The 11,794-nt window shown below is 59.6% G+C and carries 12 protein-coding genes and 1 other RNA gene; 5 read left to right on the forward strand and 8 right to left on the reverse strand.

What is annotated here, in order from left to right; genetic code table 11:
* Positions 1 to 7 precede the first annotated feature (7 nt).
* Positions 8 to 179, reverse strand: a non-coding RNA gene (ssrS, locus tag HMPREF1985_RS10925) — 6S RNA.
* A 159-nt stretch (positions 180 to 338) separates the two neighbouring features.
* On the opposite strand from ssrS, the gene HMPREF1985_RS00785 reads away from it, so the two are divergent.
* The 4 genes from HMPREF1985_RS00785 (at position 339) to HMPREF1985_RS00800 (ending at position 3,662) form a co-directional block, all read left to right on the forward strand.
* Positions 339 to 653 carry a hypothetical protein gene (locus HMPREF1985_RS00785; protein WP_021770504.1) on the forward strand — a complete coding sequence of 105 codons (315 nt, stop codon included), beginning with the start codon at positions 339 to 341 and terminating at the stop codon, positions 651 to 653.
* A gap of 145 nt (positions 654 to 798) precedes the next feature.
* A complete protein-coding gene (locus tag HMPREF1985_RS10730; protein ID WP_021770505.1) occupies positions 799 to 1,674 on the forward strand; it encodes a hypothetical protein in 876 nt (291 codons plus the stop codon).
* 90 nt (positions 1,675 to 1,764) lie between these two features.
* Positions 1,765 to 3,036 (forward strand): serine--tRNA ligase, encoded by a 1,272-nt coding sequence (gene serS / locus HMPREF1985_RS00795; protein ID WP_040636626.1) that lies wholly within the window; start codon positions 1,765 to 1,767, stop codon positions 3,034 to 3,036.
* A 62-nt stretch (positions 3,037 to 3,098) separates the two neighbouring features.
* A complete protein-coding gene (locus HMPREF1985_RS00800; protein ID WP_021770507.1) occupies positions 3,099 to 3,662 on the forward strand; it encodes a UbiX family flavin prenyltransferase in 564 nt (187 codons plus the stop codon).
* Between the two features lie 25 nt (positions 3,663 to 3,687).
* On the opposite strand, the gene rnhA is transcribed toward HMPREF1985_RS00800, so the two are convergent.
* Positions 3,688 to 4,383: a ribonuclease HI gene (gene rnhA / locus HMPREF1985_RS00805; protein WP_021770508.1), complete on the reverse strand. Its 696-nt coding sequence runs from the start codon at positions 4,381 to 4,383 to the stop codon at positions 3,688 to 3,690.
* 190 nt (positions 4,384 to 4,573) lie between these two features.
* On the opposite strand from rnhA, the gene guaA reads away from it, so the two are divergent.
* Positions 4,574 to 6,127 carry a glutamine-hydrolyzing GMP synthase gene (gene guaA / locus HMPREF1985_RS00810; RefSeq protein ID WP_021770510.1) on the forward strand — a complete coding sequence of 518 codons (1,554 nt, stop codon included), beginning with the start codon at positions 4,574 to 4,576 and terminating at the stop codon, positions 6,125 to 6,127.
* Positions 6,128 to 6,290: 163 nt separating this feature from the next.
* Here the strand turns inward: guaA and HMPREF1985_RS00815 are convergent, their stop codons facing one another.
* The 6 genes from HMPREF1985_RS00815 to HMPREF1985_RS10735 all read right to left on the reverse strand — a co-directional run bounded on the left by HMPREF1985_RS00815 (position 6,291) and on the right by HMPREF1985_RS10735 (position 11,764).
* A complete protein-coding gene (locus HMPREF1985_RS00815; RefSeq protein ID WP_021770511.1) occupies positions 6,291 to 7,568 on the reverse strand; it encodes a TRAP transporter large permease in 1,278 nt (425 codons plus the stop codon).
* Positions 7,565 to 8,092 (reverse strand): TRAP transporter small permease subunit, encoded by a 528-nt coding sequence (locus HMPREF1985_RS00820; RefSeq protein ID WP_051349023.1) that lies wholly within the window; start codon positions 8,090 to 8,092, stop codon positions 7,565 to 7,567. The genes HMPREF1985_RS00815 and HMPREF1985_RS00820 overlap by 4 nt, the downstream gene beginning before the upstream one ends.
* 32 nt (positions 8,093 to 8,124) lie before the next feature.
* A complete protein-coding gene (locus tag HMPREF1985_RS00825) occupies positions 8,125 to 9,159 on the reverse strand; it encodes a TRAP transporter substrate-binding protein (protein ID WP_021770513.1) in 1,035 nt (344 codons plus the stop codon).
* 116 nt (positions 9,160 to 9,275) lie between these two features.
* Positions 9,276 to 10,292 carry a tryptophan--tRNA ligase gene (gene trpS, locus HMPREF1985_RS00830; RefSeq protein ID WP_021770514.1) on the reverse strand — a complete coding sequence of 339 codons (1,017 nt, stop codon included), beginning with the start codon at positions 10,290 to 10,292 and terminating at the stop codon, positions 9,276 to 9,278.
* 246 nt (positions 10,293 to 10,538) lie between these two features.
* The gene (locus HMPREF1985_RS00835) at positions 10,539 to 10,721 is read right to left on the reverse strand and encodes a hypothetical protein (protein WP_021770515.1); all 183 of its coding nucleotides are present in this window, start codon (positions 10,719 to 10,721) and stop codon (positions 10,539 to 10,541) included.
* Between the two features lie 26 nt (positions 10,722 to 10,747).
* Positions 10,748 to 11,764 (reverse strand): tetratricopeptide repeat protein, encoded by a 1,017-nt coding sequence (locus tag HMPREF1985_RS10735; protein WP_021770516.1) that lies wholly within the window; start codon positions 11,762 to 11,764, stop codon positions 10,748 to 10,750.
* Positions 11,765 to 11,794 lie beyond the last annotated feature (30 nt).

The raw sequence follows: 11,794 nt of genomic DNA on the forward strand, positions 1-11,794 counted from the left end.
TTCAAAGTAGGGGTCCAAAATGCCGTTCGCTCTAAATGCCTAAACCTGCTAACAGCAGGTGGGTACCCTAAGTTTGGTTTCTGCGATCGCCGAGGCGCACATCTGCCAAAATCAAATCGGATTCCCTATGATAAATGTAGGTTAGACACCAATAGATCCCACGCACATCCCAGGCTTGCCCTGCTTTGCTCGTATCATATCATAAAATTTTTAGCCTTGCAAGACTTGACAAAAGGCACCTTTTGGCAGGTTGTCGAAAGGTCAAATATCCAGTATAATGAAAAGGATCGGGAATATAATGAAAAGGATCGGGGAAAATCCGAAAAGGGGAAAGATACATGGCAGCAACGTATAGCGTGGCAATCAGCTATGGGCGGGATCTCGGCTGGATTGACTACGATGCAGAGGCGAAGCGGGCAGAGGTTCACCTTGCGAATGAGAAGGGAAAGAAGTGCGTCGAGGACTATCTCGGAAAGACGCATGTGATCAACGTGCCGCATGAGACGCTCATGGACTTTACGCACGAAGAGGTTGATCCGCTCGCCGACGAGGAGAGCCTGAAGACCGCGCTCACGCGCCTTTGGGGCGCGACGCAGGTGCAGGTCGATTGGAGCCGTCCCGTCGATTACGTCAAAAAGCACCCGCGCTACTGATGCATGCAGACGAAAAAGGGATTGCCGCAGGAGTCGGACAATCCCTTTTGTACGTTCTGCGTTTCGCGCGCAATGGGAATCGCACAGGGGGAGCGCTTCCTTTATACATTGGGAAATGACTTGGGAAACAGGGAGGGAAAGCCGTATGGCAGCTACGCCACCGACGCCGCCGACGCCGCCGACGCCACCGACCGTACCGTCCGTCACGCTCGGCGGAGGCGGCTCGGCGCATGCGGATACGCAGCCGCAGAACGTATCGAATCAGCCGCTCGAAGCGCAGCAGGAGCAGGCTGCCCGCAATGCCGTCGCACAAGGAGACGGACCCCTATCGAAGACGACGCGGACGATGGTCGATAAGGGCGGGGATGCGAAGCAGGGAACGGCAAATGCGCAGAATGCCCAAAATGCGCAGGGAACGCAGGATGGGAAGGCGACGCAGGACGGCACCCGCTCGCTTGATCCGAATACGGCTGCGCTCCTTGGACAGGGCGACAAGGAGCAGCAGAATGCGCAGGCACAGTCGGCGGCAAATCCCGCGCCGCCCGCAGGCAATTGGTTCGCGCATGGCTCGTTCTTTTGGGGCGCGGCAGCCGCACTCTTGCTCGTCGCAGGCGCATTCTTTATGCAAAAGGCGCTTCGGCGCAAGAAGAGAAGCGCCTTTGGGCTTGCGGATTTCCAGGACAAATGGGATCGGCGCAGCCGGGGGAGAGAGGAGGCGCGTCCTGTGCGGGAAGAGGCCGCGTTTTCGAAAAAGGAGGAAGAAAGCCTTACGCAGTACATGGGCATGAGGCCAGACGAAGTGCTCGCGCAGCTCGCTGTGCCGGCGCCGCGCCCGCGCGCGAGTGTTCGCGCTTACGCAGAGCAGTCCGGATCCGCCGCAAAGCCGAAACAGACGGTGCGCGCCGCGCCGCTTCATGCGGAAGAAAAAAACGCGCCGCCCATGCCGCTCGCGTCCAAGATCGCGAAGCCGATCGAGCGGAAAAAGAAGGAAGAGCCCGGCCATTTCGAGGTGCGCATCTAGGGGGAAAATCCGCGTTTGTAACGAGCTTGGAAAGCTGATATAATACGGTTTTAGAATGTATGGATTCGTAAAACATGGAGTGTGACAAAAGTGCTGGACATGAAATTCGTACGCGAGCATTTGGACGAGGTTCGTCAGATGCTCAAGAATCGCTGCAATCCGCTGAATCTCGACGCCTTTGAGGGGCTTGACAAGAAACGCCGCGGCCTCCTGCAGGAAGTTGAGGGACTCAAGAGTGAGCGCAACGCCGTCTCGAAAGAGATCAGCGCCATGAAGAAGAATAAGGAAGACGCCGAGGCGAAGATCCTTGGGATGCGTGCCGTCGGCGAGAAGATTTCAGCGCTAGACGCAGAGCTCAGGGACGTCGAGCATAGACTGCGCGATATCCTCCTGCACATTCCGAACATGCCGAAAGCGGACGTCCCCATCGGCAAGGACGACACGGAGAACCCCGAAGTCCGGAAGTGGGGCGAGCCGACGAAGCTCGGCTTTACGCCAAAGGCGCACTGGGACATCGGCACCGATCTCGACATCCTCGATGCCGACCGCGCGGCAAAGGTCACGGGTGCGCGCTTCACCTTCTACAAGGGACTCGGCGCGCGCCTCGAGCGCGCCTGCATCAACTTCATGATGGATCTCCACGCGGAAAAGCACGGCTACACGGAAATGCTCGCGCCGTACATCGCGAACGAGGCGAGCATGGTCGGCACGGGACAGCTCCCGAAGTTCGCCGAGGATATGTTCAAGCTCGAAGGGCTCGACTACTACCTCGTGCCGACGGCGGAAGTGCCGACGACAAACTACCACCGCGACGAGATCCTCTCCGCAGGGCAGCTTCCCGAGTATTACAGCTGCTACACGGCGTGCTTCCGCGCCGAGGCAGGCAGTGCCGGGCGCGACACGCGCGGACTCATCCGGCAGCACCAGTTCAACAAGGTCGAGCTCATCAAATTTGTCAAGCCGGAGACGAGCTGGGACGAGCTTGAGAGCATGGTCGATGCAGCGGAGGATGTGCTCCGCATCCTGGAACTCCCGTACCACGTCGTCCAGCTCTGCACGGGCGATATGAGCTTTACCTCGGCGAAGACGTACGACATCGAGGTCTGGTTCCCCGCGCAGAACAAGTACCGCGAGATATCCTCGTGCTCGAACTGTCTCGACTATCAGGCGCGTCGCGCGAACATCAAGTTCCGCCGCGAGCCGAAGGCAAAGCCGGAGTTCGTGCACACGCTCAACGGATCGGGCCTTGCCGTCGGGCGTACCGTTGCGGCGATCCTCGAAAACTATCAGCAGGCAGACGGAAGCGTCCGCGTGCCGAAGGCGCTCATTCCGTATATGGGCGGGGTCGAGACCATTCGGTAAGAGAAACGTCTCGCTGTCCGTTTTGGCGGACGACGGGACGTTTTTGTTTTTAGGAGAAGCCTATGAATTTTGTTGTGGGAATCACGGGGGCGAGCGGGAGCTGCTACGCGCTTCGCCTCATCGAAGTCCTGCGCGGCGCAGGGCATGCGGTGCACGCCGTCGTGACCGAGAGCGGCTGGCAGGTGCTCTCGTACGAATGCGGCGTCACGCGCGCGGACTTCGCGCGGCGCGTCGATGTGCTTTACGATGATGCCGATATCGGCGCGGCGATTGCGAGCGGCTCGTTTCGCGCGGGCGCGGTGATCGTTCTGCCATGCTCCATGCATACGGCCGGAAGCCTTGCGAGCGGCGTGACGGGAAGCCTTTTGACGCGTGCGGCGGACGTCGCGCTCAAGGAGGGGCGCAAGCTCATCCTCGTGCCGCGCGAGACGCCGATGCACGCCATTCACCTCGAAAATCTTCTGAAGCTCGCGCAGACGGGCGCGACGGTCATGCCCGCCTGCCCCGGCTTCTACCATCGCCCGCAGGCGATCGGCGATCTCGTCGACATGCTCGTCGGCAAGATCGCCGATCAGCTCGGCATCGCGCACGACCTCTTTCGCCGATGGGAGGGGGATCGCGTGTAAAAGGCGATCGCACTGTCGGTTTCGCTTAGAGGTATGCCTCCGCCGCCGTGCGCGCGAGCGTGTCACAGCGCTCGTTGAGCGTGATGCCGACGTGCCCTTTGACCCAGTGGAACGTGACGTTGTGGCGCGCGCAGAGCGCGTCGAGCTGCGCCCAAAGATCTCGATTGAGCACGGGCGTGCCGTCCGCCTTTTTCCATCCACGCCACTTCCAGTTCGCCATCCACTTCGTGATGCCGTTCTTCAGGTACTGGCTGTCGGTGTAGAGTGCGATCTTGGCAGGCGCAGCGGGAAAGGCGAGCGCGGCGATTGCGGCGGAAAGCTCCATGCGGTTGTTCGTCGTGTGCGGCGCGCCCTCCGACAGCTGCGTGACCTTCCCCGTCGCATTTTCGCGTATGACACACGCCCAGCCGCCGGGACCATCGGGATTGCGCAGGCACGAGCCGTCGGTGTACATGACATAGTCCTGCGCGGAGTCCCGCGCCGCGCGCGCGGCGGGGGCAGCAGAAAAGGTGCGCCGCGCGCGCGGCGCAGCGGCAGATCGTGCGGGCAGCGCCTGCGGCGCTTCATTCGTGCCGCTGAGCCATTTCAGCGCATCGGCGATGTCCGTGAACCCCTTGTACTGCGCGCCTGCGAAGCCGTCTACCTGCTTCCTGCACGCCGCCCAAGCCGTGAAGATGCCCGTCGTGCGTCCGCGGCGTACGGCATAAACTTTTTTCTGCATATCGGCTGAACCTCCGTATGGAATCCTATTCCTGCGATTCCATTCTACGGGATTTTGCGGCTCTTGTATAGAGCGGGAAGGGGCAATCCCTTCTTTTTTTCTATCGGTTGGTATGCTATAATCAAGATAGAATCGAAGCGATTGCGCGATTGGTTCCATGACGGATTTATCGGATTAGGGAGGAACGACTTTGAAAAAGCCAGCCAATGAAGTAATTCTCGTACTGGACTTCGGCGGACAGTACAACCAGCTCATCGCGCGCCGCGTGCGGGAGAATCATGTGTTTTGCGAAGTGCGCCCGCATACGTTCTCTCTGGAGGAGATTCGGAAGATGGCGCCGAAGGGCATCATTTTGACGGGCGGCCCTGGCAGCGTCTGCGCGGACGATGCCGTGACGTGCGATGCGGCGCTCTTTTCGCTCGGCATCCCCGTGCTCGGCATCTGCTACGGCTCGCAGCTCATGGCGCACCTCTTAGGCGGCTCGGTCGTCCGTGCCGACAAGAGCGAGTATGGCAAGACGGAGGTCGAGATCACGGATGCGGGTTCGAAACTCTTTACGGGCATCGCTGCGAAGACGATCTGCTGGATGAGCCATACCGATCTCATCGCGCAGGCACCGCGCGGCTTTAAGGTCACGGCAAGGACGTCCGCTTGTCCCGTCGCTGCGATGGAACAGGCAGGAAAAGCCCTCTACGCGACGCAGTTCCACCCGGAGGTCATGCACACGGTCCAAGGAAAGGAAATGCTGCATAACTTCGTTTATGACGTCTGCGGCTGTACGGGCGACTGGCAGATGGGCTCGTTTGTCGAGAAGTCCGTCAAGGAACTTCGGAAAAAGATAGGAAAGGGAAAGGCGCTCTGCGCGCTGTCTGGCGGTGTCGACTCGGCCGTTGCTGCCGTCCTCCTCGCAAAGGCGATCGGCAAGCAGCTCACCTGTGTCTTTGTCGATCACGGCCTTTTGCGCAAACATGAGGGCAAGCAGGTCGAGTCGGTATTCGGCGAAGCGGGACCGTATGACCTCAACTTCATCCGCATCAACGCGAGGCAGCGCTTCTACGCGAAGCTCGCAGGCGTGACCGATCCCGAACAGAAGCGCAAGATCATCGGCGAGGAGTTCATCCGCGTGTTCGAGGAACAGGCGCAGAAGATCGGCAAGGTCGACTACCTCGTGCAGGGCACGATCTACCCCGATGTCATCGAGAGCGGCCTCGGCAAGTCTGCCGTCATCAAGAGCCACCACAATGTCGGCGGCCTGCCCGACTTTGTCGACTTCAAGGAGATCGTCGAGCCGCTTCGCCTCCTCTTCAAAGATGAAGTGCGGGCGGCAGGGCGCGAACTCGGCCTGCCGGATTTCCTCGTCAACCGCCAGCCGTTCCCAGGACCTGGGCTAGGCATCCGCATCATCGGCGATGTCACGGAGAAAAAAGTGCAGATCCTAAAAGAGGCCGATGCGATATTCCGCGAGGAAGTAAAGCGCGCCGGCCTCGCCAAGAACCTCGGCCAGTACTTCGCTGCGCTCACGAATATGCGCAGCGTCGGCGTCATGGGGGACGGACGTACCTATGACTACGCGATCGCGCTTCGCGCCGTGAGGACGAGCGACTTTATGACGGCGGAATGCGCGGAAATCCCGTGGGACGTGCTCCAAAACACCACGCGGCGCATCGTCAACGAAGTCAAGGGAGTCAACCGCGTGCTGTACGACTGTACGGGAAAGCCGCCTGCTACAATTGAGTTCGAATAAGATATGCCTGCCTGTCGGGAAGCTTCCGAGAAAGGGCGCCCATCCGTTCTCCCCCATGCGATTCGCTATGCCGGGGCGTCTTCCCTATCCGTAGACACGCCTCTGCAAACTGGATCGGCAGTCCGGTCTGCAGAGGCGTGTTCTCTTCCTCGCATTTACTGCATTACTGCAGGATCGACGGAAGCCATGTCGCGATGCCGGGAGCGAATGCGAGCAGGACGATTTCGAGCGCCATGATAACGGCGAATGGAATCGAGCCGCGGATGATCTGCTCGATCGTGCTCGTCGGGCTGATTCCCTTGATGACGAACAGGTTCATGCCGACGGGCGGCGTGATGAGCGCGAGCTCCATGTTGATGAGCATGACGACATTGAACCAGATGAGGTCAAAGCCGAGTGCCTTGATGACGGGGCAGAGCATCGGAAGCGTGATGAGGAGGATCGATACCGTTTCGAGCACGCAGCCGAGGAGGAGCAGGACGAGGTTGATGCCGACAAAGACGAGCCAGCGGTTGACCTCCGACTCGGTCACAAGTGCGAGCAGTTCCTGCGGCGCCTGCAGGACGGTCAGGATAAAGCCGAAGAGCATCGCGCCGATCATGATGGCAAAGATCATCGACGTCGTCTTGACTGTCGATATGAGCACCGCAGGCATATCCGAGAGGCGGATGGAGCGGTAGACGCAGAACGTGATGATCAGGCTGTAGACCGTGCCGACTGCCGCCGCCTCAGTCGGGGTGAAAAGCCCCGTGTAAATGCCGCCGACGACGAGAATCGGGAGGAAAAGCCCCCAGATGTTTTCGCGCAGGACGTGCAGGCGCTCGTGCAGGCTTGCGGCGGGTTGACGCTCCATATTGCGGCAGCGGAACACGAGGTAGAGGATGAAGAATGCGGTGAGGAGCACGCCCGGCAAGATGCCCGAAAGGAAGAGCTTGCCGACGCTCGCATCGGTGATCGAGCCGTAGAGGATCATCGGAATGCTCGGCGGGATCAGGATGCCGAGCGTGCCGCCCGCGGCGACGGCGCCGAGCACCGTTTCGCGCTTGTAGCCGCGGCGCAGCATCTCGGGGATGGCCATCGCGCCGATCGTGACAGCCGTTGCGACGCTCGAACCCGAGATCGCGGCGAAGATCGCGCAGGATAGGATCGTCGCCGCGCCGAGACCGCCGGGCAGATGGCCGAGCCATTTGCTGGCGAGCTCAAACAGCCCGTTCCCGATCTTCCCTGCAAGGAGAATTTGGCTCATGAGAATGTAGAGCGGCACGGCGACGAGAACGAAGTCGTCGAGCGTCTTGTAGGCGATGACGGGGATCTGCGTAAAAGCGGCAGGACCGCCGAGAAATGCGAGCATGCCGAGAACGCCCGCAAGCATGAGGGCGAAGGCGACGGGCATGCCCGCGAGCATGAGGCATAGGATAAAGAGGGCGAATACGGGAATCATGCGGCGCCCTCCTTCTTTTTCCTTTGCGTTTCGATGCAAAAAAGGTCAAAAAGAAAGCGGCGCACGAGCTCGCCGAGGAGCAGTGCCGAGCCGAGGACGAGCGCGAGCTGCGGAATAAAGAGCGGAAAGCGCAGAATGGACGGCGAGAGCTTGCCATAGGCGTAGCTTGCCGTTACGAGATCGGCGCTTTCCGTCAGGAAGACAAGAAAGAGCAGGATCGAGAGGAAGTCCGTCACGAGGTTCAGATAACGTTGTGTCTTGCCCTTTAGGCGTGCCGCCAATAGGTCGACGCGGACGTGCGCGTTCTCGCGGAATGTGATCGCGAGTCCCAAAAAACCTGCCATGATGATGAGGTACGTCGAGACTTCGAGAACCCATTCCGTCGGTGCATGGAAAAGGCCGCGCATGATGACTTCGTAAACGATGATGAGCGCCGTTGCGAGGATGAAGAGACCGGCGAGCAGAGCGGCGAGATGCGTCAGAAAGGTGAGCAAGCGGTCGAGCTGCAGTAAGAATGGTTTCATTTCCGTCATTCCTTTCGGCTTTGGTCGAAGAGTCAATTTGCCGCGAGGCACTGGTCGACGAGCTGACGCCCGAGATCCCCTAGCTGGCGGATGAAGTTCTCTCGGACGGACATTGTCGCTGCCTGCCATTTCGGGATATCCTCCGGCGGGATCGTGTAGACTTCCATGCCCGCTTCCTTGAGCTTTTCCATCGCTGCGAGGTCTTCTTCTTTTGCCTGCTGGCGGATCTCGTCGCGCGTCTCGACAGCAGCCTGTTCGATGAGCTGTTTCTGCTTCTCCGTCAGGCGGTCCCATGCCGCGCCGCTCATTGCGAGCACAAACTCGCAGTAGGCGTGGTTTGTCATCGTGAGGTACTTGCCGACCTCGTAGATCCTGCGCTGGTACATCGCCGTCGTGCCCGACGTCTGTCCGTCGACTGTGCCGCGCTGCATCGCCATGTAGACTTCGGCGGAACTCATCGTGACGGGGGACGCGCCGAGCGCCTTGATCGTTTCAGCCGGGATCTGCCCGTAGCCGCGAAGTTCGAGTCCCCCAAAGTCTTCGGGCTCCTTGAGCGGGCGCACGTTGTTGCAGAACTGCACGTAGCCGTAGTCGACCCAGATGAGCGGATGGACGCCTTTCTTGTCCATTTCATTCGTGAGCGTGCGGCCGAGACTGCCGTCCATTGCGCGCGCGACGGCATCGTAGGAATGGAGCACGAACGGCACGTCGAGCACATTGAGTGCGGGAACAACGGTCGTCCACATCGCCGTTGAGTTGAGTCCCATATCGAGACCACCGGAAAGAATGGCATCGTTCATGCTCTTATCCGTGAACAGTTGTCCTGCCGGATAAGTCTTTATGCGGATCGCCCCGTCGCTTCGTTCGTTGACGCGCGCGGCGAATCGCTCCATGCCCTGCGCGAGATAGTGGCTTTCCGGCAGGTGATAGGCGAGCTTCAGATCGATGGGTCCGCCATTCGCCTGCTGGTGCTCACGCGCCATCTTGCCAAGCCCACAGCCTGAGAGCACAAGGGCAAGCAGGCAGATAGACGCGAGCAGCAAGAGCTTGCAACGCGATATAGACATATAATTTCCTCCGTGCAACAATCGTATATCAAAATAATAAAATGGTGTAAACGTGTAACAGTTAATGAGTTACAGTCTACACCATTTTATAAGGAAATGCAACCGTTTTCCTTTGGTTAGTCGAGCAGAAGCCCGACGCGCTTCTTGACCTTCGCCAGCGTCCTGCGTGCGATGCATTCTGCGCGCTCGGCGCCTTTTTTCATCTCGGCTTCGAGGTAGGCGCGGTCATCCATGAGGCGCGCGTAGTTCTCGCGGATGGGGCGCAGCTCGTCTGCGACGGCTTCGCCTACGGCAGCCTTGAAGTCGCCGTAGCCTTTTCCCGCAAATTCCGTCTCGATGGTCTCCATCGTCTTGCCCGTGACGGCAGAATAAATCGTCATGAGATTGCTGACGCCGGGCTTGTCCGCGCGGAAGCAGACACATGCTTCGCTGTCCGTGACGGCGCTCTTGAACTTCTTGAGAATCGCCTTTTCCTCATCGAGGATCGAGATCGTCGCCTTCGGGTTTTCGTCGGACTTGCTCATCTTGCTCGTCGGATCTTGCAGGCTCATGACGCGTGCGCCTGCCTTCGGGAAGTAGCCCTCCGGGAGCTTGAACGTCTCGCCGTAGGTGTGGTTGAAGCGCGTCGCGACGTCGCGCGTGAATTCGAGGTGCTGCGTCTGATCCTCGCCGACGGGAACGTAGTCCGCTTGGTAGAGCAGGATGTCGCCTGCCATGAGCGCGGGGTAGGTGAAGAGTCCCGCGTTGATGTTGTCGGGATGCTTTTCGGCCTTGTCCTTGAACTGCGTCATGCGCGAGAGCTCGCCGAATGGCGAGCAGCAGTCCATGATCCAGCCCATTTCCGCGTGGCAGCGGTTGTGGCTCTGCACGAAGACAAGGCTTCTTTCGGTGTCGATGCCGCAGGCGAGCAGGAGCGCGAACGCCTCCCGTGTCTGCGCACGGCGCTTTGCCGGCTCGATATGCACCGTGAGCGAGTGGAGGTCGGCGATGAAGTAGTAGCAGGCATACGCCTCCTGCATTTTCTGCCAGTTCCTTACCGCGCCGAGGTAGTTGCCGAGCGTAAACGTGCCCGTCGGCTGAATGCCTGAAAGAATGATTTTCTTTGCTCCATTTGAGCTTTTTTCCTGTTCCATCGAAAAATCCCTTCCATAGTAGAATCAGACAGATTTAGAATAGCACCCGTCGGAATCCGATGTCAAGGCGATTCGCGTAGACGGCTACGCGATGTCCGTACTGCTTGCGCTGACCTCGCGTACCTTCTCCATGATGCGCTGTGCGTCCTGAATCCTGCCGTGAAAGATTTGCTGGATATTCGTGACGCCTGCGAATGCCGTTTTCTTCGGGATATCCTGTGGGGCGAGGTCGCCGTTCGCCGCGCTTCAGGATGCGCAGAAAAAGCGCGCGTAGGAGGCGCCGTCGGCGTGCAGGTTCTTGATGAACGGGAAGACTTCCTCCTTCACGAGGCGGAACTGCGTGGCGGGCGCCATGTTCTTCAGCCTGCTCCAGCGGTACGTCTGCTGCGCCTTGCCGAAGATGCGGTCCGGTTCTTCGCCTGCTGGCATGATGGGACTCCTTATCCGTTTCGCATTCAGTCGTCGTACTCGTCCGGGTACGGGTTGAGCGCTTCGGCGCGGTTGTACCACAGATCGGCGAGCTCCGCGTTCGGCGGCGTGCCGTAGCCTTCGTCGTAGCACATGGCAAGTCCGTACATGCCGTCGATCGAGCTGCCTTCGGCAGATTTTTGGTACCACGAGAACGCGGCTTTGACGTCCTTCTTTATGCCTTCGCCTGTCAGGTAGGCATTCGCCAAATAGCTCATCGCATCGGCGTCGCCTGCGACTGCTGCCTTTTTGAACCAAAAGACAGCCTTCTTGAAGTGGGCCTTTTCCAACTCGATTTCGCCCGTGCGGCACATCGCGGGGCCGTCGCCGAGGCTTGCCGCGCGATGGCGCCACTTCCGCGCCTCGGCCTTATCGAGCGGGACGCCGTCGCCGGACTCGTAGCAGAAGGAGAGGTTGCTCATGCCGGTCGGGTCGCCGAGTTCCGCCGCACGCCGATACCAAGCGGCGCTCTTTTCGAGATTCTGCGCGACGCCGATGCCCTCGTTGTAGAGCGTGCCGACGGAGTTCATCGCGAGTACGTTGCCGAGCTTTGCTGCCCGCAGCATATAGTGGAACGATTCGCCGAGATCCTGCTTGACGGATTCGCCGTTTCGGTAGAACGCAGCGAGGGCGAGCATTGCCCTGTCGTCATCGTGCTCTGCTGCCTTGCGGAATGAATCGAGTGCTTCCTCGGTTCGTCCCTGCGCTTCGTAGGCGACGCCGACTGTGAAGAGCGCTTCGGTGCTGCCGGCTGCGAGAGCCTTTTTGGCCCATGCTTCCGCGCTGGCTGGGTCGGCGGGATCGCAGGCACCGAGATAGAGCATGGCAAGTCCATTCATCGCAGACGCATCTCCGAGCGCAGCCGCCTTCTTGAGAAGCGTGACATAGGCTTCCATATCGTCATTCCCAAGCGCATGGATCGCCTTTTCGTACAGCACTTGGGCTTTTGCTTTTGTGTCATACTTGCCTTTTGCCGCATGCGGGCCGTGGTTCGTGTCAGTCATATATTCCCTCCAGCTAAAATCGGTTTCCTT

The sequence above is a fragment of the Mitsuokella sp. oral taxon 131 str. W9106 genome, assembly GCF_000469545.1.
Taxonomy (GTDB): domain Bacteria; phylum Bacillota; class Negativicutes; order Selenomonadales; family Selenomonadaceae; genus AWVT01.